The organism is Rivularia sp. PCC 7116 (assembly GCF_000316665.1).
Taxonomy (GTDB): domain Bacteria; phylum Cyanobacteriota; class Cyanobacteriia; order Cyanobacteriales; family Nostocaceae; genus Rivularia.
In genome coordinates this window covers 4275460-4299339 of sequence record NC_019678.1, presented here as the reverse complement: position 1 = coordinate 4299339, position 23880 = coordinate 4275460, and the positions used below count along the sequence as shown (strand labels likewise).

At 36.9% G+C, this 23880-nt stretch carries 22 protein-coding genes, 1 other RNA gene and 1 pseudogene; 8 read left to right on the top strand and 16 right to left on the bottom strand.

Going from position 1 to position 23880, the window contains the following annotated elements; genetic code table 11:
* Positions 1 to 106 precede the first annotated feature (106 nt).
* The 12 genes from RIV7116_RS16735 to RIV7116_RS16680 all read right to left on the bottom strand — a co-directional run bounded on the left by RIV7116_RS16735 (position 107) and on the right by RIV7116_RS16680 (position 13789).
* The gene (locus tag RIV7116_RS16735) at positions 107 to 1132 is read right to left on the bottom strand and encodes an MvdD family ATP-grasp ribosomal peptide maturase (protein WP_015119481.1); all 1026 of its coding nucleotides are present in this window, start codon (positions 1130 to 1132) and stop codon (positions 107 to 109) included.
* 39 nt (positions 1133 to 1171) lie between these two features.
* Complete coding sequence (locus RIV7116_RS16730; protein ID WP_015119480.1) at positions 1172 to 2152, bottom strand: MvdC family ATP-grasp ribosomal peptide maturase; 981 nt, start codon at positions 2150 to 2152, stop codon at positions 1172 to 1174.
* A gap of 81 nt (positions 2153 to 2233) precedes the next feature.
* Entirely contained in the window at positions 2234 to 2569 is a 336-nt protein-coding gene (locus tag RIV7116_RS16725) for a microviridin/marinostatin family tricyclic proteinase inhibitor (protein ID WP_015119479.1), read from the bottom strand.
* Positions 2570 to 2631: 62 nt separating this feature from the next.
* Entirely contained in the window at positions 2632 to 2835 is a 204-nt protein-coding gene (locus tag RIV7116_RS16720; RefSeq protein WP_015119478.1) for a hypothetical protein, read from the bottom strand.
* A gap of 172 nt (positions 2836 to 3007) precedes the next feature.
* Positions 3008 to 3304 carry a hypothetical protein gene (locus RIV7116_RS16715; RefSeq protein ID WP_015119477.1) on the bottom strand — a complete coding sequence of 99 codons (297 nt, stop codon included), beginning with the start codon at positions 3302 to 3304 and terminating at the stop codon, positions 3008 to 3010.
* Between the two features lie 223 nt (positions 3305 to 3527).
* The gene (locus RIV7116_RS16710) at positions 3528 to 3830 is read right to left on the bottom strand and encodes a hypothetical protein (protein ID WP_015119476.1); all 303 of its coding nucleotides are present in this window, start codon (positions 3828 to 3830) and stop codon (positions 3528 to 3530) included.
* A gap of 346 nt (positions 3831 to 4176) precedes the next feature.
* Positions 4177 to 4959, bottom strand: a complete 783-nt coding sequence (locus RIV7116_RS16705; RefSeq protein WP_015119475.1) for a peptidylprolyl isomerase — start codon at positions 4957 to 4959, stop codon at positions 4177 to 4179.
* Positions 4960 to 5020: 61 nt separating this feature from the next.
* Positions 5021 to 6571, bottom strand: coding sequence for an HlyD family efflux transporter periplasmic adaptor subunit (locus tag RIV7116_RS16700; protein WP_015119474.1), 1551 nt, complete (start codon positions 6569 to 6571; stop codon positions 5021 to 5023).
* A 155-nt stretch (positions 6572 to 6726) separates the two neighbouring features.
* Complete coding sequence (locus RIV7116_RS16695) at positions 6727 to 9789, bottom strand: peptidase domain-containing ABC transporter (protein WP_044290999.1); 3063 nt, start codon at positions 9787 to 9789, stop codon at positions 6727 to 6729.
* An 88-nt stretch (positions 9790 to 9877) separates the two neighbouring features.
* Entirely contained in the window at positions 9878 to 10342 is a 465-nt protein-coding gene (locus RIV7116_RS16690; protein ID WP_015119472.1) for a hypothetical protein, read from the bottom strand.
* A 1546-nt stretch (positions 10343 to 11888) separates the two neighbouring features.
* Positions 11889 to 12083, bottom strand: coding sequence for a hypothetical protein (locus RIV7116_RS16685; protein WP_015119471.1), 195 nt, complete (start codon positions 12081 to 12083; stop codon positions 11889 to 11891).
* Between the two features lie 830 nt (positions 12084 to 12913).
* Complete coding sequence (locus tag RIV7116_RS16680; RefSeq protein WP_015119470.1) at positions 12914 to 13789, bottom strand: hypothetical protein; 876 nt, start codon at positions 13787 to 13789, stop codon at positions 12914 to 12916.
* 313 nt (positions 13790 to 14102) lie between these two features.
* Here RIV7116_RS16680 and RIV7116_RS35875 point away from each other — a divergent pair, with 313 nt between their 5' ends.
* The 3 genes and pseudogenes from RIV7116_RS35875 to RIV7116_RS37630 all read left to right on the top strand — a co-directional run bounded on the left by RIV7116_RS35875 (position 14103) and on the right by RIV7116_RS37630 (position 17088).
* Positions 14103 to 14252, top strand: coding sequence for a hypothetical protein (locus RIV7116_RS35875; RefSeq protein WP_015119469.1), 150 nt, complete (start codon positions 14103 to 14105; stop codon positions 14250 to 14252).
* 472 nt (positions 14253 to 14724) lie between these two features.
* Positions 14725 to 16137: pseudogene (locus RIV7116_RS37635) on the top strand (AAA family ATPase); the annotation flags it as partial.
* Positions 16120 to 17088, top strand: coding sequence for a ribulose bisphosphate carboxylase small subunit (locus RIV7116_RS37630; RefSeq protein ID WP_371261651.1), 969 nt, complete (start codon positions 16120 to 16122; stop codon positions 17086 to 17088). The pseudogene RIV7116_RS37635 and the gene RIV7116_RS37630, both read left to right, overlap by 18 nt.
* 345 nt (positions 17089 to 17433) lie before the next feature.
* Here RIV7116_RS37630 and RIV7116_RS16670 read toward each other — a convergent pair whose 3' ends face one another.
* The 4 genes from RIV7116_RS16670 to RIV7116_RS16655 form a co-directional block, all read right to left on the bottom strand.
* Positions 17434 to 17892: a hypothetical protein gene (locus RIV7116_RS16670; RefSeq protein WP_198287594.1), complete on the bottom strand. Its 459-nt coding sequence runs from the start codon at positions 17890 to 17892 to the stop codon at positions 17434 to 17436.
* Positions 17893 to 17994: 102 nt separating this feature from the next.
* Positions 17995 to 19059 carry a peptidoglycan-binding protein gene (locus RIV7116_RS16665; RefSeq protein ID WP_015119466.1) on the bottom strand — a complete coding sequence of 355 codons (1065 nt, stop codon included), beginning with the start codon at positions 19057 to 19059 and terminating at the stop codon, positions 17995 to 17997.
* 521 nt (positions 19060 to 19580) lie between these two features.
* Positions 19581 to 19874: a hypothetical protein gene (locus tag RIV7116_RS16660; RefSeq protein WP_015119465.1), complete on the bottom strand. Its 294-nt coding sequence runs from the start codon at positions 19872 to 19874 to the stop codon at positions 19581 to 19583.
* Between the two features lie 163 nt (positions 19875 to 20037).
* Positions 20038 to 20580 carry a 2'-5' RNA ligase family protein gene (locus RIV7116_RS16655; RefSeq protein WP_015119464.1) on the bottom strand — a complete coding sequence of 181 codons (543 nt, stop codon included), beginning with the start codon at positions 20578 to 20580 and terminating at the stop codon, positions 20038 to 20040.
* Between the two features lie 539 nt (positions 20581 to 21119).
* On the opposite strand from RIV7116_RS16655, the gene RIV7116_RS16650 reads away from it, so the two are divergent.
* The 5 genes from RIV7116_RS16650 to RIV7116_RS16635 all read left to right on the top strand — a co-directional run bounded on the left by RIV7116_RS16650 (position 21120) and on the right by RIV7116_RS16635 (position 23816).
* Complete coding sequence (locus RIV7116_RS16650) at positions 21120 to 22079, top strand: PEP-CTERM sorting domain-containing protein (RefSeq protein WP_015119463.1); 960 nt, start codon at positions 21120 to 21122, stop codon at positions 22077 to 22079.
* A gap of 255 nt (positions 22080 to 22334) precedes the next feature.
* The gene (locus RIV7116_RS16645) at positions 22335 to 22601 is read left to right on the top strand and encodes a YciI family protein (protein ID WP_015119462.1); all 267 of its coding nucleotides are present in this window, start codon (positions 22335 to 22337) and stop codon (positions 22599 to 22601) included.
* A gap of 57 nt (positions 22602 to 22658) precedes the next feature.
* An RNA gene (gene ffs, locus RIV7116_RS34420) (signal recognition particle sRNA small type) lies at positions 22659 to 22755 on the top strand.
* 25 nt (positions 22756 to 22780) lie between these two features.
* On the top strand, positions 22781 to 23164 hold the full coding sequence (locus tag RIV7116_RS16640; RefSeq protein ID WP_015119461.1) for a phasin family protein: 384 nt from the start codon (positions 22781 to 22783) through the stop codon (positions 23162 to 23164).
* A gap of 253 nt (positions 23165 to 23417) precedes the next feature.
* Positions 23418 to 23816: a hypothetical protein gene (locus RIV7116_RS16635; RefSeq protein WP_015119460.1), complete on the top strand. Its 399-nt coding sequence runs from the start codon at positions 23418 to 23420 to the stop codon at positions 23814 to 23816.
* Positions 23817 to 23880 lie beyond the last annotated feature (64 nt).

Here is a 23880-nt window from a genome sequence, read left to right as displayed (position 1 = left end):
AAAGTGTTCTCAAATAATAAATATTATAAATCCCTTGTTATTGGTATGAATAAACAAGGGATTTCATTTTATTGTATTTGAATTTATTCTTAAAATACTAAATATTTTAATTAACTGTATGAATAACTTTGGTTTGGTCAAATAATGACTTCGGTTGATGCGAACAATTTATAAGTAATTCAGCAATGGTTTGAGAAATTGGTAATCCAGGAGAGTTTTCTAACCAGAAAAATTCTCCAACTGGGTTAACTTCTAAGAACACATATTCACCATCCGGTGTCAAAATAATATCAATAGCTCCATAATTCAACCCGAAGTAAGCCATTAGTTTCAGAAGCTTTTGTTCAACATCTTTAGGTAAATCGTGAGGTTGCCAAGCATTAATTAAAGCAACACCTTCCCGCCTCCAATCGTAGCGAGCCTGATGCACGGCTTGGGAATCAACCGCAGCAGTAAATACATTGTCTCCCACAATTATTGTGCGTAATTCCAGAGCCTTAGAAATTTTTTCTTGAAAAGTCATCGGACATAAATTGAGTCCATCGAGGTTATTAATATCTTCTGATGTAACCGGATTTGTAAAAACAACCTTTTCCTGCCCAAGATTGTCATAGATAGCGAAAGAAGAAAGCATTTTTGTGACAATATCTTGTTGGCATTCTTGGGCGAATTGCTTTACTGCTTCTGGATTATTTGTAATTAGGGTACGAGGAATCTTTAAACCTATTTCCTCAGCAACTTGTAATTGTAGCTGTTTGTTTTCAGCGAGACGAATATTTACAACTTTATCGAGATGGAATCCTTTTATACTGGCAATCATTCCGGCAATTGTGGTACGGGATTCTTGAATCGCAGCTTGCCTAAGCTGTTTATCCATACTACGGGGAATTCTTGCGCCAATTGCAATCCGCCGATACCATACAGCCGATACTTCTTTTAAATTTAACTTCTGTTGCTCGTTAGCAATAATAATATTTTGGCTACCGTTACTATAAGCAATATCTAATTGTATTTCTGTGGGAAATTTATCGGTGTCAAAACGGAATACCTTTTCTCCCCGAGCCTCGATAGCTGCCATTACTGAAAGGATGCTCTCGTTATCTTGACTATGGGTAATAATTAAAATAGTCATGGCATCATGTTCAAAAGAAATAGGTTTTACTAATAAGTTTTAATACTTAAGCAGCGCATTTGCGATCGCGCTACTAATAGGAAGCTCTAAATCCCTTTCTAACATTCCCCACTCTCCCGTCGGATTAATTTCTAAAAAAACGTATTCATCTGAGGGAGTTTGAATAAAATCGAAGGCTCCAAACAAAAGCCCAAACTTTTTCATAAATAAATTTAAAGTAACAGCTAATTGCTCTGGTAGCTGAAATGGTTGCCATACAAAATTATTGCCATCAGCACATCGCCAGTCAATTGCTGAGCCTGCATATTGAGATGCATCGAGCGCTCCGACAAAAAAATTACCGTCTACAAAAACGATTCTTAATTCTCGCTGCTTGGGGATTTGCTCTTGAAAAATCATCGGGCAATAACTTAGCGTCTCTGCATCTAACAAATCTTCTTCTTTTACTTTACTGGTGAAAAGAAAAAATGAGGAGCCTTTCATACTATAGGAAAGAGGAGTCAATAACTTAACAACTACTCTTCCTTCTAGTTTCAAGAAAAACTCCTTTGCTTCAGAAGGATTGTTAGTAACAAGAGTGCGAGGAATCTTCAAACCTATCTCTTGCGCTACCCTTAACTGACGCAACTTATTTTCTGCAACATTTATCCGTTGTAAATCATCTACCCAATGGGCTTCTTGGAGGCTGTCCCAAAATCCATCCAAGGTTGTTATTGACTCTCGAATACAGGCTGTTTGAAATTGTGGAGCTAATTCTTTAGCTAATTGCGGTTGCCAAATACGTCGCATCCACACTGCTTGCACCTGCTCTAGATTCAAATATTCTTCGCCATATTTGAAGCAATGCTTGCTTCCCGACTGATTAATATGTGCTGCTAGCTCTATTGACAAAGGAAACATATCTGTATCAAGACGAAATGGATTTGCGCCGAGTCTAGATAACGCTTCTGCTACTCTGTCTACTGTATAGAAATCACCACTGTGAGTGATTAGGAGGACAACGTCACGAGATAAATGCATAAAGGTTCCTAAACAATTAAATGTTATACAGCGATTATCTTTATTACTTGATAAAGCTAGAAACATTTTTTGAGGCTTTACCTACCATCTCTCATAATGGGGAGGTAATTCATCATCACCATCTGATGGAAACTTATGTGTCATAGCTTCATCAGCATCAGAAGGATATTTTTTAGTCATTGCAATAGGAGGATGTTTAGGAGAACTATCTTCATGATCGGAAGGATATTTCATTGTCGTGACTATATCCTTTAAATCATTTGGATACCTTTTTGATATTTTTTCTCGCTTTGACAAGCCTCCATGAACCCGATCCATCTCTTCTTCAGATAAATCTTCGCAATACTGCCCTTCTAAATAACGAGCAAAAAATGGAACTGCATTGGAATTAATTTTTTTATTCTCTTTCTCAGACATATATCGCTCCTTACTAAAGATAAATAAAAGTCTTAACAACTCTAATTATTTTTATTTACCTACTAACAACTAGAACTGCTTGAACTAGAAGAACTACTTCTACTTGAACTACTGGAGCTAGAAGAGCTAGAACTGCTCGAACTAGAAGAAACCCTTGCTCTAACACTAGTATTATCTCCAGAAGCTTTAGCTCTACTTGTTGCCTCCGCAATCACTTTGCCATCAGCAGAAACTATCTTCTTAATTACAATTTCTTCTTGTTCCATTTTTCAAATACCATTACTTCTTGTTTCTTATCCAGAAAAAGCTATTAAGTTAAACTTAATAGCTCATAAAATTGAAAATGTTCCCAAATGTGTTAGATCAAAAAGATTCCCTGACTCATGAAATTAGATAGACTTGATTTTAACTATCCAATATTACAAGTAACTTATTTTACTAAGCTCTAGCGCTGGAAAAAGCACGAACAAATTTTCTACCATTCGTTCTACCTTTTACAACTTTTGCTTGCCCATAATATCCATCCTTGTTGACAACAGTTTCTTCAACTGATTCAACGTATGCGTCTGTAGTAGGATATATTACTGCTTCAGGAGTATAGTAACCAACGGGCCGCTTTCCGAAAAAGAAGCTATCATCATATTTCAAGAAAGAGCTTTCTCCTCCTACAACATCATGAAGCTCGCTATCTTCTTTTTCACAAAGACTTAGTTCGTGAATTCTTATCTTGCTCATAATAAGCTCAAAACAATTACTATTTTATATCGCTGAAAATAATTCAATACTCTTAAACTTCCCAGCGATATAAACGCTGTACAATTTGACATGCAAATTGCTATTTTACTCAGGAGAAGCAATCAATAAAATGATTTGCTATCTCCTGGTAGGTTAGCTCTAGTACTTATCAGTAAAAACTTTTGAAAGTACTAGAACTATAGCTAGAACTTTATAGTTCTATTTAGTATTTTTTGAAGAAGAAACCACTTGTAGCAGATGTAGAACCGGAAGTAGAAGAAGAACCTTTACCTTGTACAACAGTGGTATCGGTATAGGTGTTTGTAACGGTGTTGCGACCTAAAGCAGAAGCGTCAGCTTGAGCATCAGCAGCGTTACCGACAACTCTTACTACAGAATTAACGTCATTCTTGAGACTGGTCTTGATGTCTCTAGATAATTTTTCTTTCTTGTTAGCGTTACGGAATCCACCAACAACTTCATTACCGTTTACGGTTTCTAGATTGTTTAAGTCAGAAATTAACATGATGTAATTCTCCTGGAAATTGATAAATTTTTCTGGGATTTTATGAGTGGTTTTCTTTCGCCCCTCACACTTACTAATGTACAACATTTAAATTAAAAGTCAACCCTTTTTTCTATTTTTTTGAAATTATTTTTAGAGTTTATTGTTATTATTTAAAGCAATGCAAATAGGGCTAAAAACATAAGTCTTTACCCCTTTTTAATGCTTTTTTCATAGTTATAAAGCATCTTTTTATTTAAACATTTAGATTATTATTTGTAAAAGTAAGCTAGAATATCTATCTCTGCTACCCCCTTTTAAAGAGACAATAAATATTGAATAATGAATGATTGAAAGACCGTGTAAATTAAACTGGATTCAAGACCTTTTCAGGTATGTTAGTATCAGCAAACCTATCTAATTGAGTAGAAATTTCCATTTGGTCAGTTTGTTGTTGTAACCAAATATCAAATAACTCCATGACAATTTTTTCATGTAGCTGCTCGTCTAGTTTTGGTTGAATAATTTCTTCAACCCAAATCAGATGTATACCTTTAGGAGTTGTAACCGGTTTGATGATTCCCGGAGGAGAAGCTGCAAACACCGCAGCTGCCACTTCTGGACGGAAATCAGTTCGTTGTTGAATGCCCTTAAATCCACCAGCCCTTCGTAAATCTGGATCTGAAATATATTCGCGAGCAATTTCTTGAAAAGTTACTTCCAACTCTTGCACTGCAAAAAATAGTTCCAAAGCTAGATCCCAGTCATCAAGAATAACTTCATAGGTAACAGCAGCAATATAATCAAGTTGGTTTTGATAAAACAAAGGCTCAACCTTAGAGTCAAACAGATGATGAGCTAATTTTTGAGAAAGTACACTGTTGAAGGCTAATTCTTCAAAATTATCAAGAGTTAGATGATGCTTTTTCAGCCAAGCCCAAGTTTCCGTTGCCTTAACGAGTTTTTTGGCAAACCGCAGTCTGTCACCTTCTTGCTGTAACTCTTCATCCTCAACAACAATACCCGCTTCTGCGGCAGCATCGAGGATAACGTTTCGTTTGGCGATTGCCTCAATAACATCAGGAATTTGACAGCTGATTTTCAGGTTATGAATTACCTCTGTAGCCGATATATGCAAAGCTTTTGACATAGTTCGTTATTGGTTGTTAGTGGTTAGTAGTTAAAAATTTGTTCTTCTCCTCTCAAAAAAATCAAAGCTCCAATCCTCCTTTTTGCAACTTTTTGAACGGATCTAAAAGTAAGTCAATAACGCGACGGCGACGAACGATTACTTCCGCAGTGGCTGATTGCCCTGCTGTTAAATTGATACGTTTATCGCCATTTTGGATATAGTGTTTATCTAGAGCAATTTCTAATTCATAAATTTCTGCACCTCCTTGAGCAGCTTGCTTCGAGTCTGGAGAAATCCATTTAACTTTTCCTTTACCTATTCCATACTCCTGGAATGGATAAGCATCAAACTTGATTTTTACTGGCATTCCTACTTTCAGGAAGCCTGTTTCCGAACTTGGCATCTGAGCTTTAATAACCATTTCTTTACCTTTGGGTGCAATACGAGCAATTCTTTGTCCGGGCTGTAATACTTGTCCCGGCTTGGATACAGGCAACTCAAAAATCACTCCATCCATTGGCGATCGCACTGTTCTTTGTTGCAATTGAATATTTAAGGATTTAAGTTGAGTGCTGGTTTGGGCAATTTGGGATTTTAATAAATCGAGTTGTCCCTGTAAATCTTTGAATTGCTCTTGGGCTCTGAGTAATGCTAGTGTTCCAGCATTTACTAAGCTTTGATAATTACTCTTTTCTTCTTGTACGCGGAGTTTAGCTTGTTCGATATCAGACTCTAACTGATTCATTGTCGCTAGATAGTTATTGAATTCTTCAGTTAAGCTCAACTCTGCTTGTTTGATATCGGATGCAGCTTTTGTATAAAGTCGCTTACTTTCTTGCTGTTCTTTTTTCAGCCCATCGATTTGAGAGGCAGAAACTGCGCCGTCTTTGAGAAGTTTGCTAAAACGCTCTACTTGCTTTGTATCTATGAACAAACGGTTTTGGGCTGACTGTTGTTCGTTTTCAAAGATTTTAATCTGTTGTTTTGCTCGCTCAACTTGAGCTTTTTTTTCTAACTTTTGAAGATTATAATTACTTTGTCTAGCATATAAGTCCGTCTGTGCTTGACTCACTTGTGCTTTTTTTTCTAAAGCTTGAGATTCATTTTGTTGCCTTTGAGTATCAATGGTTAGCTGTAGTTGATTCTTTAAAAGTTCAAGCTGCGATTGCTGCTTTTTTAATCCGGATAGTTTTTCTTTAGCTTCGTTAATGTCTGATTCCAAAACTTTAGAATCAAGCTCTAGTAAGATTTGTCCTTTTTGTACCTTGTCTCCCTCCTTTACATTGACGGCTTTGACTTTACCGCCAGCGATACTATCTAACTTTCTTGTTGCACCTAACGGCTCCACTTTTCCCTTAGCGGTACCAGTCTCATCAACTCTAGAAACCATAGATAGAGGTACGCCAACAGCAGCAAAGACTACAAGTACATATAACAAAGAGCGCGTCCAAACTCTGGGTAAAGCATCTAAAAGTTCTTCTGTACCATAAAATATTCCACTATTTTCTTCAGTAATATCTTCTTGGTTTCGATCCCGTTCATCTATAGATGGACTGGAAGTATCAACCGGGTTAGAAGTATAGGATTGATACTCATCAGGTTCTGGATTCTTTAACGGTGTGTGTGTCATGTGATTTTAGATTTGGAATTGGGCATGGGGCATTGGGCATTGGGCATGGGGCATGGGGCATTGGGCATTGGGCATGGGGCATTGGGCATTGGGCATTGGGCATTGGGCATTGGTAATTTATTTTCTCTCCCTCCCTCACTCTCTCCCTCTCCTCCTTATCCGACTTGCGATAATTGCTGCTGATTGAGGTAGTAGTAATGACCTTTTTTAGCAATCAATTCATCGTGAGTACCGCTTTCTACTAATACACCTTGATCTAAAACTAGTAATAAATCGGCATTGCGAACGGTAGAAAGACGATGAGCAATTATTAAACTGGTACGTCCTTTAAGAATTGTTTTTAAGTTGTGTTGAATAATTCTTTCGGATTCGGCATCCAAACTACTGGTGGCTTCATCGAAAATTAGAAATCTGGGATTACCTAATAAAGCACGGGAAATTGCTAAACGCTGTCGCTGTCCACCCGAGAGCATTCCTCCACCTTCACCGATTTGAGTTTCATAGCCCATCGGTAATTGCTGTATAAATTCGTCTGCTCCTGCTAAACAGGCAGCTTCAATAATTTCTTCTAAAGTAGCTTCTGGATGAGCCAAACTAATATTTTCCCTGATAGTTCCACCGAATAGAAATGTATCTTGGTCTACAACACCAATTTGTCGGCGGAGTGATTTTAAAGCGATTTTAGATACATCATGCCCGTCAATAATCACTTTTCCGCTTGTGGCAGGATATAAACCCAAAATTAGCTTTGAAAGCGTAGTTTTCCCAGAGCCGCTACGTCCGACAACAGCTACCATCTGCTCTGGATGAATTTCAAAGTTAAGATTCTCTAGGACATTTTTTTCGCTTTCTGGGTGGTAGCGGAAGGTAACGTTTTCAAAGCGAATATAGCCGCGAAGTCTAGATATGGGTTTACGGGGCTTCAAGATTAAGTCTTCTTCTGGTTCGGCTTCTAAAACATCATTTAAACGTTCGGCAGAAATCAGTATCTCTTGAAAATCATTCCATACCATAGATAATCGCTTAAAGGGACTGAGTACATTACCCAATAACATATTGAAAGCGATTAGTTGCCCGATAGTCAGTTGACCATCAATTACTAAGTAAGAGCCGTACCACAACAACCCCGTAGTGGAAATAGTGTCAATACAGGAACTGATAATTTGTAATCTTAATCCAATTACTTCTGCCCTAAAATCTATTTTTATCAGTTGATTGAGCAGTTCCTCCCAACGCCAGCGCACTGTCTGTTCAATTGCCATCGAGCGTACAGAACGAATTCCCGTCAACGATTGAATTAGATAACTGCTTTGTTCGGCACTTGCATTAAATATCTCTCTGGACATTTTACGCAGAATACTCGTACTCGCTAGTGCCAAAATAAAAAACGGAGGCACAATCAACAGTACTAATATCGCGAGTTGCCAGTTATACCAAAACATCATTCCCATGTACACGATAACTGTCAGTAAGTCCAAAATAATTGACAGCGTTTCGCCGGTAAGAAAACTTTGAATGCTCTGGTTTTCTTGGATACGAGAAGTTATATCTCCAACATAACGAGACTCGAAGTAACTTAAAGGTAAGCGAAAAGTATGTTTGAGAAAACCTACAAGCATGGAAACGCTGATTCTATTAGCAGTATGTGACAACAAATACTGCCTTACAGCATTCACAGCAATGCGGAACAATCCGAAAATTATTAATCCCAAACCAACAGCGTTTAAAGTAACTATGCTTCCCTGAACTATGACTTTATCTAGAAGCAATTGCGTAAATAGCGGCGTTATCAATCCAAATACTTGAATTACTAATGAAGCAACAAAAATTTCTACAAGTATTTTCCAGTGGGGTTTGACTAGCTCCAAATATTTCCACAGCCCTGTACTTTTACCTTCGTTATCTTTGAGCTTAACTGTAGGCTGTAGCAACAAAGCGTAACCAGTCCATTTGGCTTTAAATTCACTATGGCTAAAACTACGTTGCCCAATGGCAGGATCGCAAACAATTACTTTTTTAGGGGTGATTTCGTAAACAACAATATAGTGTTTACCTTCCCAATGAGCTACAGCCGGTAAAGTTTGTTGTGCCAATCTATCCAAAGTTGCTTTCACCGGGCGAGAAGCAAAGCCAACACTTTCAGCAGCAGCAGCTAAACTTCTTAAAGATGCCCCCTCGCGGTTAACGTTGGCAATTTCTCTGACGCGATTAGCGCTCAGACGCTGCCCCCAATGACGTGCGATCATTACCAAACAAGCTGCACCACAATCACTTCCGCTCTGCTGAGCAAAGAAAGGATAGCTTTTAGTAAAACTCTGCCAAAATTGCTTAGCTTTGACTTTGGGTGAGGGAAATAATACACGTTTATCTTCTTCGTGCTTAGTTTGGGAAGGAAACGGAATCACTTTGCGTTCGTTATTTATCCCAGATGGTTTTACCCAAGCATTGGAACTGTTTCGAGAGTCTGTAGAGGGTAAAACCTCTGATGGGTTAGACCATCTATCAAGTTGCGGACATTGTTCTAGAGCCACTTTCGAGTTCGCATCACTCAACCCATAAACAACAGATGATTGAGTTGCTTGCAATTTTTCTTTCAGATTAGTGTAAATTTTACCCGGTACGAACTTTTCACCCCGCGCACTTTTCAATTCACCTTGTTGCAGCAATAATATTTTGAACTTTGAGTCTAATTCAGAAATATTTTCTCCTGACTTAACTTGATAGCGATCGAATAAAAATAAAGCTTTAAATATATTTTTCAGGGAGATATTGGAAGGAAGTTGGGAATTTTGGCGACATAAGAGCAATAAATCCCAAAATTCAGCCCTTTTGTACAAATTATCTCTAATTTGAAGCTTTTTCTCTATCAGTTCGGATAAAATGGCACCTGGAATAAAACAAAGCTTTACAGAAGTTGAAGCTTTAGCTGCAAGGAACAGAAAATTTTGCTGGTTAAACAAACTCTGCTCCCCAAAAGCTGCGTCAGAGGAAACAGTTGCAATTAAATTATCTGAATTATCAAGAATACGAACCCTACCCTCAAGCACAACATAAATACCAGGTTGCGCTTCTGTTGCTTGCCAAAAAAGCTTTGTGGCTTCTGGCTCAACTACTTTTAAACTTTTCAAACAGCCTTCTAAATCTTGCTCTTCGAGACTTTCGCCCAAAATGGCGAATATCTTTTCGCGCAGCTCCCCTTGGGAGCATACATTCTGCATTGTTCCCATAGCCCTATAGATTTTTTATCTGGATAAACTGAAACGATTGATGTACTTGGCTTTGCAATTAAGATGTGAATGCAATTCACTAGTAAAGCTTTCTTCCCAAGAGGTAATTTTTTTTCTCTTGTGAAAGCCTTATACGTAACAAATATTTACATAGAACTTTAGCTATGTTATTGTCAAATATATAACTTCTGTTGCAGTCACTCGAAGACTCTCTAATATGTTTTCTAAAATGCCAGGAATACTGATTTTGTAAAGCTTTAAATCTATTTTCAATCAGATAAAGCCATCTTTCTAGCAGTGTCCCATACTCTATAACAGCACCATCAAGATACATCTGGCTAAAAAACTCTAATTTGTAGCAGATATGAGTTGAGTGCTTACTGCTATCTGTAAATAACATTATTTTAATTTGCCGATAAAAATCTACCCGCAAACATATTTGTAAACTTTTTAACAGTGTATTTTGATTCAAAGCAGCAAAAAATCTACTTTTAGCAAAATCGTAGCCTGCAAAAGCTTGTAGGAAACTAAATTGGTATGACATAATCTCTATAAGTTGCCTTCAATAGTTATGCATCGCTGTAGGTTAAATCCCTGACAAGATTCTACAGTTTTGCTTATATGCTTCAAGATGTGCAACCAACCTGGGGAATTATTGCCTCTAGCTGTACCAGAGCTAGGGGTTATCCCTTGGTAGTTACAGGTGAAAAGCTTCATATCTAAGGAATGCCAGAAAATCTCTTCATTAAAGCAATCTCCGAATTAATGTTAAATAAATAGAATTTGAACTGTCGATTCAGTACTTATTTATTTTAACGAGCTTGATAGCCAATTTTTTCCATATTTTACTCGAGTTATTGAGATTCCATCAATCATTAATACTCTTTAAGTTAATTTCGATCAAGAAGGTTATGAGCCTTCACCGTAGGTTAATCCATTTATAAACCGAATTTAGCGTCTTTTGGCATTTTTACCTTCCTTTAAGAATCGATATTCTTCCTACCTTACGCATTATGACATCATTGAATCACATGCCCAAAACAGCTTTACACATCTGTAAGCTATTGGGAATAGACAAATTTCAACGATTAATGTTGCTTTTATTTACAACTACGACTTAAACTCTGGGGACAAAATTTTTTGCATACAGCCAATCAAAATGCAGTGAATAGCTTTATTAAATACCGAGTTAATAAGTATTTACTAAGTGAACAATCAACTATGATTCATAGCTCAAGTCAGATTAGTACAGCTATTCATAACTCCATAGAAGTCCGCATGTTTTTTTTGACACACATATTAAATAAGTCGCACTCATACACGCTTTTATTCAAAATTAAATTACGATTTCTTAAAGCAAAAATGCGACTACCGCAAGTTAGATTTGTGAACTTTAAACGTGATATACGACGCTCAAAAAATTTTGAGTCCGATAATCAATAATTACAAACATTTACAGATTGACACCATAAATGCCTTTCACGCATCAATTTAAGGGAACTAATATCTGTCGAACTTGCCTATCAGTAGGGATTGTGCTTTAAATAACTTTTTATTAAGTTCAAACTGCATGGAAAACAGTTTTTCTTTGAAAGCAGCGGTTTGTTAAAACCAATATGCTTCATAAACAAGTTATAAAACATTCTGTCAAGAGTCTATCATATCAAAAAGGGGGTTTTATCAAAAAACCACAGTATCTTCATCAAAACTTTAAAATCTAATTCCTTTAAATTCGGGGTTGATATTGACGTTATAGATTAGGAAATAAAGAATGAGCTACTTTCACCGGAGTTATCAAGACAATTCTCAAAATCATTAAATAAAAATAAAGTTATAGGGCAGCATATTTATATCTTAATTTCAATACTCTGGAGCAGTAAATTATTGTACTGATAAAAAACATTAATTTATGCGTTTTTGACATAGCTACAGCACATTTAGCATCTCTCTAGAGGAATATCAGAGATATTATGCCGGTCAAAAAAAGTTAGGGGGTTGCATCTATCACAGGTAATAGATTAATAAAGGTTTTCTTAATATTGTTAGCTTTAGCAACATTTACAAGATAGATGCTGCTAATTTTTTTTTAACTAACATATTGCATCATTGCTGTTGAGTGCAAAATTTTGCATTGCAATCAATGATAAAGCGGTTTTTAAGGTTAAGAAAAAACCTGCAAAAAATATAATAAAAACATTGGGTAAGTGCTCAATTACCTTTTGCTTCGCATATTGGCTTACTTTTAATAACCTCCACAACTTCTTTAAACTAACTTCTTGCACCATTCTCAATTAGCCCTGAAAACCGCCTTGGGACAAATGCCCAGGTTTGAATAATGTCTGATAAGTACTTAAGCAACATTAATTGTATATTGTGATTGCGTTAAGGTTCACGAAGTATGCTCGAAGGGCTTAGTGTTCCCTCTTAGGAAATGGAACGAAGCATTCACCGCAGGTATGGATCATTCCAGTAACTTGAAGCTTTTAGAATATTAAATTAATTTTGCACGACTACTTAAAACATATTAAGTAGGTTGGCGTTGAAAATTGTAATTAGGGCAAGGCAGTAGGCAGTCGGCAGTCGGCAGTGGGAATAAGGGTTTAAACGTAGTTTACGTTTTGTTATATAGTTCTGTTTTTCTCTGCCGACTTACTTAGGCAAGCTTTTGAGGTGATTATGGTGCGTTTTAACTTACTCTGCCTATTAGCCGATGATTTTGATTTCAATCCGGGTATTTGAGTTTAACTGCATTGGTGTAAGATGTAAGCGCCCCAGGAGGGGAAGGTTAAAAGTCAAAGGTATTAAACCTTCCTCCCAAGGAATGAAACTAACACATTTGATAAAATCTCAAACCCTGATTGGGCAAGGGTTTAAAAATGTGTAAGTTAGGAGTTTAAAATTACTAACTAATATTTCAGTGAACTAATAAGCCCCATGTCTAAGAATAGAGCAGAATGTGAATATGTGCAGTACCTTATGTGTTGCTGATTAAAAATATAAATAGCCCCCAATTCTGGGGGATAAAAATAATTTCAATTCCCCCTAAATTGAGGGATTTATGGGGCTACTAATTGCGGAGTGAAAATGAATTCATAGTTCAATTCAGCAACGCCTATTAATCAATCTCTTGATAAGCTTCTTTGATTACTTTACGTGCAACAGTTTGAATTCCTGTATGCTCGAAATAATTGGTGCTTGTATCTAAAAAAGCTGCGAGATAATCTAACTTATCGTCGGCAATATCTATAAAATTACTCAGATGACTCGCAATAGATTCGCGACTTAAACCAGCAGAATCAGTTAATTTTGCCATCCATTCGTCAACTGCTTTAAAACTATCATTAATAAAACCTGTTTTATCAGAGCTAGGAATGAATTTACTAACAGCCGAAAAAGCCGGATTATTCTCTAGGTTTTCTCTTTGAGTAATATCATTTTCAATTTTAGGAACGAAATTTGTACCTAGAGGAAGTACTCCATCAATGCAAACTAAAGCTACCATCCTCATTAAAGCTTCATTTTGATAGTTTTCCTTAAGAGAAGCAGCAAATTTTTGAGGAGAAAGAGTGAGTCCATTAAGTTTGCTATAAGCAATTAATTCCGCAACTAATTTCATTTTTAAATCAATACTTTGTAAAGTATCGGCTCTGGGAGTTAATTCTTTTAGAAAAGGTATAAAACTAAAGGAATTACCAATTTTGTTGGCTAAAGCAGCAGCACCTACAGCTTTATCTGTTGTATCGAGAGTTTGATAAATCCAAATAGCAGTTTGATATCCATTCTCTTTCTCATCGTATAATTTTTCTGCTTTTTTGCGAATTTTCTTAATCTTTTTAGACTTTGTTTCTCCAGTGATTTGACTTATTGCATTATCAAAACCAACTAGATTTTCCCATTCGCCAGGTACAATAAAATCAAGTGCCTTTAATACTTTGACAGTAATATTATCGGCAGGTAAGTTATCAACTAATTCAACTATTGATTTACCCATAATATGTCACCCCGATGTATTAAACATTTATCGTCTTAAAATCGTCTAAAATCTGACTTACTGTCAATAATATCTAATTATTTCTGCCATCGACCAAAAACCAGATAGATGGGATATCGTATTGTTCCGCAGATTTGTGTTATAGGAGCTTGCCTGAAGAGCATGAAGCACTAGTACCGCTGCGCGGAAGTAAAAAGTAAGAAGTAAGAAGTAAAAAGTCTTATAGGATAAGGATTTTAATCGTTGGCAATGGTTGCCAAATTTATGCTGTATTGTACTAGGAGAATTACAAAGCAAGCACATTAGGATTTAGATGCGTCAAGTTCAAGCCATGACTTGCCCTAAATTTACTAATGATTTCTTCGGCGATAGACAACTAGAGATTATTGCCTTTTGTGAACTTACGCGATCGCAATCACAGGTTAGGCATTTCAAAGGTTTAGCTCACCTTAATCCCCCATAAAAATGCTGGCTTTTATAAGTCCTAATATAATTCATCTCAAATTCAACCAACATAAATAGGCGGTATCCTTTTGTGAGAAAGCATCTTCCTTGGTATATATACCAATAAAACAACAGGCTTCCACTAATAAATATTTTTTATTAACATGCTTCATAGCAATAGGCGGTTAAAACACATCTGCCTAGAGGATGAAAAAATATAAATTAATTACATCCTTTTATATATTTTTCAAAGCAGTAGATAATTTATTTGCAGCAAAAATGATAGCTAACTATTGTGCTTTAGCTTTGAAAGAAAACAGCAGTTAGTATTGATTTTGAATTTAAAATCACGAGTATTATCAAGCAGTAATTAGATAAAAATATTACTCCTATAAGTACAACAAGGATTTAGCTTACAAAAGTACATGAAAAATAGTAACCATAAAAACTTAACATAGTTTACAGGATGCTAAATATTTTGTATAAATTCCATGAGTTACTATATTTCCCCCCGTTTTCAAGATAAACTTTCCGTCCACATTACTAAAAATTATCTCGATTTGCCCAAAGTGCGAGTACCTTTAATTTTGGGCATTCACGGACGCAAGGGTGAAGGAAAATCTTTTCAATGCGAATTGGTATTCGAGAAAATGGGGGTGGAGGTAACTCATATCTCTGGAGGTGAACTAGAAAGTCCCGATGCTGGAGATCCAGCTCGTTTGATTCGCTTGCGGTATCGGGAAACAGCAGAATTAATCAAGGTGCGCGGAAAAATGTGCGTGTTGATGATTAACGATCTAGATGCGGGTGCTGGACGTTTTGACGAAGGAACGCAGTACACGGTGAATACGCAATTGGTAAACGCTACATTGATGAATATTGCTGATAATCCCACCGATGTGCAGCTACCGGGAAGTTATGATTCTACACCTTTACATCGCGTTCCAATTATTGTTACGGGGAATGACTTTTCTACTTTATATGCTCCGTTGATTCGCGACGGCAGGATGGAGAAGTTTTATTGGGAGCCGACTAGAGAAGACAAAGTTGGCATCATCGGTGGAATTTTTAGCGAAGATGGATTGTCAAAGCAAGATGTTGAGCAGCTTGTAGATCATTTTGGCAATCAAGCCGTTGATTTCTATAGTGCGTTGCGATCGCGGATATATGACGAACAAATTCGTCGGTTTATCCAGAATAAAGGAGTCGATCGAGTCTCTTCACAAGTAGTCAACAGCAACAATATTCCATCCTTCCAAAAACCCAAGTTTGGTTTATCGGATTTGATGGAGGTAGCTAGTTTGATGGTTGAGGAACAGCAACGGGTAGATAATTCCCATTTGGTAGAAGAATACAACCGTGGTGCTTTGCGGCATCAAAAGCATTTTGTACCCCAAGCTGCACCAACACCGGTATATGAAGCCAGACCTACCTCACATTTTGACGCGAACTTACCTACTTATCAAGCCAGACCAACAGCAAATTTTGACGGCGAACCATTACCTACTTATCATGCCAGACCTAGCTATCAAGCACAAGCCGAAGCAGTACATATACCAGACATCCCAGCTACGACTTCGGGAACTGCTAGCAACCGTAGTTTAGGTCAAAATCCCAACAGATTGAACCAGAATACACCAGCAGCATCGACCCATGTCGGCCCCGAAATACTCAGCTATATGCAGAAAATATTGGCATCGGGGAATCATCTCAGCATCGAATATGCCAGCAAAGACAAATTTGGCAAAGGTGATTGGCAGAGGTTCTCCACTCACGAAATAGATGATATGGCTGATGCAATTGGAGATTTGGAAAGATGTTTAGTTAAGCACACAGACGATTACGTGCGCGTAGCTGGGATTGACTATAAAACTAAGAAAGCAGTAATGGGAACTATAATTCAAGATCCTAATGAAGTAGGCGGATCGACTTTTCATTATCCACCGACACAGGAAATATATCCCACAAAACAAATTCAGGGAGATTCCACTTTCCACTATCCAGAAACAGTAACTCCCAAAAAACAATTAGGTGGTTCAACATTCCATTATCCAGAAAAAACTACTCCAAATTACAGCAAACAAAGTAGCGATTCAACTTTTCATTATCCAGAAACAACTACTCCAAATTACAGCGAACAAAGTAGCGATTCGACTTTCCATTATCCAGAAACAACTACTCCAAATTACAGCGAACAAAGTAGCGATTCGACTTTCCATTATCCAGAAACAACTACTCCAAATTACAGCGAACAAAGTAGCGATTCGACTTTCCATTATCCAGAAATAGTAACTCCCAAAAAACAATTAGGTGGTTCAACTTTCCATTATCCAGAACCATCAACTCCTAACACACAAATAGGAGGTTCAAGTTTTCGCTATCCAGCACAGAGCAAAACCTATAACAACCCACAAAGTAGCGATTCGACTTTTGTGTATCCAGAATCTGACCCATTTCCCCATCCCCATACAGCAGCCCATAGCTACACGGCAACCAGTAACCCCCACCAAGCCGTAGAAAACAGTCATACTTACAGAACCGCTAATCCAAATAATACACAGATATCTTCAGCCCACCTAGAACTAGAAGTTTTAGAACAGATGCGGGAAATCTTGGCTTCAGGAAACCATATCGGTATAGAATACGTAGACCAGCGTAGATTCCGCACGGGTTCGTGGAACAGTTATGCAGGACATCAAATAGAGGATATGGCAGAAGCAATTGCTGCTGTAGAAGCATGTTTAGTCGAACATAACAACGACTACATACGCATTTTTGGCATCGATCCCAAAGCGAAACGCCGGTTAACAGAGATAATGATTCAACGCCCCGGTGGAAAACTTGTAGTCAAGTAAATTTTATCCCCATCGATAATGTAGAGACGTAGCATTGCTACGTCTCCAAAATGCGTGTCAAATTATTAGAATAAACCACTATCTTTTTTTGGTGTTTTTAACCTCACCCTCTTTCCCTCTCCTTAGTAAGGTGAGGTTTTGAGTGTATTGTTGTCAACCGAAAAGCGCAATAAACTATTAGTTCAGGCAATCCCAAAAATGTGAATATTAATCTAACTTAAAATTAATTAAATTTAATTAAATTAAATTAAATTAGTTTTGCTATTTTCTAAAACCCGAGTCGATTGGAGTCAACTCAGGTTTATGACAGAAATACTAAATATCTAAGTAAATTAAAACCGTAAACTAGTCGGGTAACTTAGTTTTTGGAGAACCAGTTTCTTTAGATACCCTTTCAATTTTAAAATCTTCGATATTACTTTCAAACCGATTAAAAATAACTCTGATCTCGTCATAACCGATTGCACTAGAAGCACCTCTAGGACTATTACATTTAACTCGCATTAAAGTTTGAAGATTGCCATAGAGTTCGTTAAAATAAAAGCTGCGCTTACAATCATAACCAACAAAACCTTCTAAGGCTAATTGATTTAGAGCCGCTACACCCATACGATGATTAATTATTGACTTAATTTGATCTATCTCTTCCTTCTCGTTCATTTTGCGCCATTTAGCTGGCGTTGGCTTGGCTTGAGAATGTATAGACTCAGAAGTGTTTCGTTTTGGTGCCGCAGAAACTTGATTATTCAGCAACCATAATAACGGAGTTGCCATTAAAACAGATAAAACAGCTAATTTTTTCATGGAGTTATTCATAACAGTTTTCAAAAATAGAATAGATGATTTAAGACAAATTCACTTTCAATTTGTTCCCCTCCTTAAATTTTAGTGGAGGGGTTTTCTGGATTAACAACTTACTGATTCCACCTTTAATTTGTAAGTAGCATTCCCTCGAATAGCACCAACGGTAAAATAATATTCACCTGCTTCTAAAAATAGCCGAATATTGCTAGCTTTTTCAGCGTACATTCTAGGCTCTCCAACTTTAAACAATTCAAAAATTGCATTATTTTCCACAGAAGTAATTACAATTCTAAAATCTTGCCCTGGTGCAACTTCAAATCTGTGAATAACAGTTTCACCTCGTATAGCTGCATCTTCTATAACTTCATACTCATTACCATTGCTAAAATCAATTGATTTACTTTTGCGAATACTCAACAACTCATTTATAAGCTGTTGATTTAATCCTTCCCAAAGCATCGCTTGATAAGTTTGCATCCCCACACATCCATCAGAAGTTAAACCATTGCGTTGCTGAAAGGTTTGCACAGCTTGTTCGGTTGCTTGCCCAAAATCGCCATCTTCTAAAATCCCGTGAGTACTACCAGAAGCATGATTAAAAAACTTTTGTAAAATCAAAACGTCGTTTCCCTTATCACCTTTTTGAAGCGGTAATTTAATAAATGATTCTGTATCTAATTCACCAAAGAAAGCTTTTACTCTATCTTCATAGGGTATATCATGAACCTGATGACGATATAAACCAGCCCAAGTTTGTTTTCCGACAATACCGTCTGCTTGCAAACCCCAATTTTGTTGAAACCAAATTACAGCTTCCTTTGTTTTTCTGCCAAAATATCCATCAACAATTAAAGTATGTAAATCAAAGACAGTAAATATTTCTTGAAGGGCTTTGACATCTTCACCTGTACAACCTTCCCGTAAAACTTCTTTTGCTGATAACCATACATCTTCATCCAGTTGTAAAATTGTTTCTGCATCAACAAGCCCGTTATTAGGAAGATGGCTGTAAGGCTGTTGAAATTTGACTACCGCAGCTTTAGTTTTCGTACCGAAAATACCATCGATTGAACTAAAATAGAAATTAAGCTGTTTCAAAGCTTCTTGCAGCTTAGTAACTTTTAATCCAGCGGCACCTGCTTCGAGAACAATCAAGCTTGTAGTCATGATATGTTGGGTTATTGTATCTTTTTCGCTTTCATAACTACACACTATCCGTAGGTTTTCCGGAAATATATTCTACCTCAATTGGAAATACGCAGATATTTTAATACTATTCGGTTAAGCAATTAAACTCATTTTCAGATTACCCAACCTCCTTAAAAAGGGGACTTTTATTGCCTCCTTTTTAAGCAGGGTTAGGGAGGATATCCCCTTAACCGAGCAGTATTGGGAGATATTTTAATACAATCCAATGTTAGTTTTTCCAACCGCAGATTTTTTCATAGTCGCTGTTTTTTTTATTCTCTTAAATTTATTTACGATTTCTTAATTAAAATCATTTTCTGAGGTGTTTTTATATCCAAGCGATTGATAGATTTTAAATACCAAAACACAACAAATATTTATAACTATAAATATTCAATTAATTAGTTATTTTTTAGTGATATATCAAGAAAAGCTGCATAAATATGATAAATTACTCAATTTATACAGCTTTAAATCTAATTGCGAATCAAAATCGAGAATTACTGGAATTTATTCATTGCATTCTTGAAAGCTGCATCAAGTTCATTCCAAGCACTTTCAAAACCAACTTTTAAATCTTCCCAGGCATCTTCAGAAGCTTTACTAATTTCATCCAATTTGGCTTGTGCTGCATTGCGCTTGCTAGTTAAGTTCTCTATCGTGCCACGATAATCAATTTCAGCATCAGCTTTGGCTTCAGCAGCTTGCGCTTTTATTTGATCTATTTGAGCGTTTAGCTTGTCGAGTTGAGCCTTGACTTTTTCTTGATAAGCCTGCTTTGTTTCTGGCTGCATGAAAATTATCTCCTGATAAAACTATTGCTTAAACTGCCTTCAAAGTAAACTAGATTACGCAATGATAGTATAAGGAATGTTAGGTCACATTACTATAAGTTTTTAATACAAGTAGGAAAATCCTCGAAACTTTAGCTTGAGATTATTTTGTTAATAATGTCATTCAAAATACAAATTCAAACTCTTTAACAATATTCCATCGCTTGTTTTCATGCTTCAATAGCGTTAACTTTCTAGCATCAAACTCAAAATGTAATTCTCGATTTTTAAATTCTTCCCAAGCAGCATAAAATTTGCTTCGCTTCAAATCTTTAAAAGCAACTGTCATATGAGGGGTAAAACCGCGAGATTTTCCTACCTTGTCAACTATTCCTAAATTATTCTCCAGATACGCCATTAAATCACCTTGCAAATTCATTAAATCTGGAGTTTGAACTACATCTATATATATAACCCTAGGTGGAAAGGCATTATAGCCATCGAGAGTTATTGGTATAACATTTCTTCCCATCACAAAATTCTGCAAACATTCCTCCAAAGCCACAGCTTTATCGGTATCCCATTCAAATGGGGGTTGTAAAGTAATGTGTGGCGGTGATTTAAAAGCGTGCTTGCTGTCGTAGTTATCAGCAAAATACTGCTTAACCCCCGTAGCGTAATCTTGAATTGTCTGTGGTGGCAATAAAGCAATGAAGTAGAGACTCATTTTCAGTTTTTGATTAGTGATAATTCATTTCTTTATAAAAAGTAAATTAGTAAAATAAGCCACTAACGGCATAAATAATTATACGTACTAAAATTTTAGCTGTTATTGTCAGAGTTAATAATCACTGACAATCAGAAAATACTCGGATATTTTAAAGTTGTTTAATCTCCGTGCGATGTAAAAAATAAATATTCGCAACCCTTATTATCTATTAAATTATTATAAATTAATTGCATTTAAGCTGCTTTATCCGCATAAATACTGGTGAATCACAGAATTTAGAAGTTAAAGTGGAAATTAATTCAATCTTCTTGTCAGTTCATATTCTGGTTTATTAGAGTGCGAACACAAGATAAAACGCTAAGTAGATTAGTGTTGAAAATTGAAATTAAGACAGGCAGTCGGAGTAAGAGTTTAGGCTGATGTATAGTTTGTTCCATTGTTATATTTATTTCTGCCTACTTACCTACGGAGTTTGAAAAAAAGACACCAGTAGCGCTAAAGACTAAAGTATTCAAAATCAAAAGGGAATTAATAAAATGAAGTTTAAAGAGTTAGGTTTGGTTTTTGCTTCCTTAGCAGTCAGTTTAGTTGGAATTGCTAGCAGTGCTTCCTCTGCTAAAGCAGCCTCATTTTTTGGTGAAGACCTTCAACATTTCGGAAATCCTAGTAGCAGCGACAGAGTTACAGACGTACCATTCGCATCAGAATTAGAAAATAGCTTCCAAGCCGAACAGGATTTTTTGAACGCACTTGGCGGAGCATCAATTGGAACCGTTAACTTTGAAGTTAATGAAGGCTTCACCGCTGACGGAGACAATGATGAAGACAAGAATCAAGGCAGACTATATTACGACCTGGATGTCAAAACTACTGACGGTAGCATTGTCAATATGGAAATCTTGGACGAGAATTTGAATGCTCAAACACCAGGCGTTGACGATTGGAAACTACGCTCATCAATCGAAAAAACGAATGGAAAGGCTAATGGTGGTACAAATTTCCAGGGTGGTCGCTACGGTATCAGCGAAGAAGGTACAGACTGGCAGGAAAACCAGTTCCTAAACACTAATGCAGGAAAAGATAGCAGCATCGTTTTTGATTTCGCACAAAAAATGTCAGCTTTTGGTTTCTACGGTACTGACTTTGAGCGTGGTGGTGTGATGGGTGTTGAGTTTACCCTTGCGAGTGGCGACACAAAATATGTCAGCTTAGGAATTTCCGATCCTGAAACAATGAAGAAAGAAAAAAATGTAGATACTATTCGAGGCACAGCTTTCTACTCTGGCTATATAGCTGACTCTGAAGCTGATTATTTCACTCAGGTTCGGTTCGATGTTAGCGATACTGTAAAAGGAACAAATGATATGGTTGCTTTCGATCGCATGACTTTTGCTAAAGCAGAAGTTCCCGAACCTACCACGGGAATTCTAGCTCTTGGCGCTGTTGTATCCGGTGCTGTCTTCAGACGACGCAAGAAGAAATTTACAATTACATAATGTTTGAAATATTTATTAGTTTGTTGATTCGTTTCGTACTTTGTCATTCCGAATCTTAATGATTACGAGCTTATCAAATTCACAATTGTTTATAAGTCTTGCAAATAAAATTATTTTCTCTTTGCCCTTCTTACTTGTGTCACACACGAGCAAGCAAAACGCAATATCAATGTGTTACTCCCATAGAACTACTTTCTTTTACAGTTAATAAATAAGCACAAATAGCCCATAATATTTTCAAGGAAGTAGAATCAAATGCCGTGGTTTGCGAAAATAGAAACAGGTAAAGTTGATAAATCCACCTTCGATAAATACGTTCCCGCTCACAAAGCTTATGTAGAAGACTTGAAAAATAAAGGACACGAAGCAAAAACTGGCTATTGGGCGCAGTATGGTGGCGGAATGCTACTATTTAAGGCAGCTTCAATGGATGAAGCCCAAGCAATTGTTTCCCGCGATCCATTGATTGAAAATAATTGCGTTGACTATAAGCTATACGAATGGCGGCTTATAGTCGAATAAATAAAATTACATGCAGTTTGTTCCACATTTTAACAAATTAGTGCTATATTGTTTCTAGACCTGGACCTATGCAACTGCAACGCCCAAACTTTGTCAGGACCTGACGGTAGCAGCAATACGGGATGCTTGCAGTAGGCGTAGACTCCGGGTCGCCCTATTTTTAAGAGTATTGCTGTATAATGCCTGGTTTCGGAGATATTGCTAAAAAAGCTTTTTACCTTGGTGTTGGGTTAGCCTCTTACGCTAGCGAAAAAGCAGGTGGAACTTTAGCCGAATTGCGATCGCAAGCCCAAAAACTAGCAGATGAAATGGTTGCAAAGGGCGAAATGAACGCCGAAGAAGCCCGGAAGTTTGTAGAAGATATGATGAAACAAGCTCAATCATCTGCGAGTGATGGAAGCGAAGAAAGCACAACTCGGGCTGAACCCCGCCGCATTGAAATTTTAGGGGATGATGAAGAACCCAGCGAAAAGGAATCGCCAGAGGTTCAAGATGTGGATAAGTTGCGCGATCAAGTTAAACGGATGCAAGAAGAATTGCGTCGTTTGCAGCGCGACCAGTAACTAAGACATCGGTGTATTATTAAGCTCAAAGCTAGTAATTGCCTGAAGATAGTTAACGGACATTCCAGGATTATTATTATAGAATATCCCTTGGGGTGAACTTTTAGTATTTTAGACCCGCACAACATTAAGCATTTTGTAAATGGTTTTTGAGTGCTAAACGGTTACATTTGTTAATTGCCACCCTCCTGAAGACGTGTTAAAAGCGTTGAAATAAATGTCCTATTATTAAAGAGAGTGAGGACTATTTTTTATGGATGAGTGGCAAAAAGATTTTTCGGACATAGTAAAATCGGTATCGGATGAAGTAGAACGCTTCTTTACGGGGATGACAGAAGTAGTAGATACTTTTATTGAAATGACTGAAGAGCTTAGCGAACAAGTTCAAACTTCACTACTTTCTGAGGTAGATCAGTATTTGCAGGATTTAGCAGAACCATTTTTAGAAGTCTATTGGGATTTTGAAGATGTTTTAGGAGATGACTTGAGCAGTCATCTGCCTTATCCTGTTGAACCCACAGCAGAAAAAAATCCTGCCTGCATGGGTTGCCGTAACTATCACGGACAAGTTTACAACGGTAATTTATTAGTTTGCGGTATGCATCCAAGCGGGTATGAAGATGAAAGCTGTCCCGATTGGGAAGGGGAATAGTCAGTTAACAGTTAACAGTTAACAGTTAACAGTAAGAGTTATTTAATTTTAGCTTTTAGATTAT

What these genes read in the sequence shown, in the direction of transcription:
- RIV7116_RS35875 (WP_015119469.1), top strand. Translation starts at nt 14,103, where the DNA reads ATGCGTCAAGTTCAAGCCATGACTTGCCCTAAATTTACTAATGATTTC.
- RIV7116_RS16700 (WP_015119474.1), bottom strand. Translation starts at nt 6,571, where the DNA reads ATGACACACACACCGTTAAAGAATCCAGAACCTGATGAGTATCAATCC.
- RIV7116_RS16640 (WP_015119461.1), top strand. Translation starts at nt 22,781, where the DNA reads ATGCCTGGTTTCGGAGATATTGCTAAAAAAGCTTTTTACCTTGGTGTT.
- RIV7116_RS16715 (WP_015119477.1), bottom strand. Translation starts at nt 3,304, where the DNA reads ATGAGCAAGATAAGAATTCACGAACTAAGTCTTTGTGAAAAAGAAGAT.
- RIV7116_RS16695 (WP_044290999.1), bottom strand. Translation starts at nt 9,789, where the DNA reads ATGCAGAATGTATGCTCCCAAGGGGAGCTGCGCGAAAAGATATTCGCC.
- RIV7116_RS16720 (WP_015119478.1), bottom strand. Translation starts at nt 2,835, where the DNA reads ATGGAACAAGAAGAAATTGTAATTAAGAAGATAGTTTCTGCTGATGGC.
- RIV7116_RS16655 (WP_015119464.1), bottom strand. Translation starts at nt 20,580, where the DNA reads ATGAGTCTCTACTTCATTGCTTTATTGCCACCACAGACAATTCAAGAT.
- RIV7116_RS16685 (WP_015119471.1), bottom strand. Translation starts at nt 12,083, where the DNA reads ATGGTGCAAGAAGTTAGTTTAAAGAAGTTGTGGAGGTTATTAAAAGTA.
- RIV7116_RS37630 (WP_371261651.1), top strand. Translation starts at nt 16,120, where the DNA reads ATGGGAACTATAATTCAAGATCCTAATGAAGTAGGCGGATCGACTTTT.
- RIV7116_RS16730 (WP_015119480.1), bottom strand. Translation starts at nt 2,152, where the DNA reads ATGCATTTATCTCGTGACGTTGTCCTCCTAATCACTCACAGTGGTGAT.
- RIV7116_RS16645 (WP_015119462.1), top strand. Translation starts at nt 22,335, where the DNA reads ATGCCGTGGTTTGCGAAAATAGAAACAGGTAAAGTTGATAAATCCACC.
- RIV7116_RS16725 (WP_015119479.1), bottom strand. Translation starts at nt 2,569, where the DNA reads ATGTCTGAGAAAGAGAATAAAAAAATTAATTCCAATGCAGTTCCATTT.
- RIV7116_RS16735 (WP_015119481.1), bottom strand. Translation starts at nt 1,132, where the DNA reads ATGACTATTTTAATTATTACCCATAGTCAAGATAACGAGAGCATCCTT.
- RIV7116_RS16705 (WP_015119475.1), bottom strand. Translation starts at nt 4,959, where the DNA reads ATGTCAAAAGCTTTGCATATATCGGCTACAGAGGTAATTCATAACCTG.
- RIV7116_RS16660 (WP_015119465.1), bottom strand. Translation starts at nt 19,874, where the DNA reads ATGCAGCCAGAAACAAAGCAGGCTTATCAAGAAAAAGTCAAGGCTCAA.
- RIV7116_RS16710 (WP_015119476.1), bottom strand. Translation starts at nt 3,830, where the DNA reads ATGTTAATTTCTGACTTAAACAATCTAGAAACCGTAAACGGTAATGAA.
- RIV7116_RS16650 (WP_015119463.1), top strand. Translation starts at nt 21,120, where the DNA reads ATGAAGTTTAAAGAGTTAGGTTTGGTTTTTGCTTCCTTAGCAGTCAGT.
- RIV7116_RS16680 (WP_015119470.1), bottom strand. Translation starts at nt 13,789, where the DNA reads ATGGGTAAATCAATAGTTGAATTAGTTGATAACTTACCTGCCGATAAT.
- RIV7116_RS16670 (WP_198287594.1), bottom strand. Translation starts at nt 17,892, where the DNA reads ATGAAAAAATTAGCTGTTTTATCTGTTTTAATGGCAACTCCGTTATTA.
- RIV7116_RS16635 (WP_015119460.1), top strand. Translation starts at nt 23,418, where the DNA reads ATGGATGAGTGGCAAAAAGATTTTTCGGACATAGTAAAATCGGTATCG.
- RIV7116_RS16690 (WP_015119472.1), bottom strand. Translation starts at nt 10,342, where the DNA reads ATGTCATACCAATTTAGTTTCCTACAAGCTTTTGCAGGCTACGATTTT.
- RIV7116_RS16665 (WP_015119466.1), bottom strand. Translation starts at nt 19,059, where the DNA reads ATGACTACAAGCTTGATTGTTCTCGAAGCAGGTGCCGCTGGATTAAAA.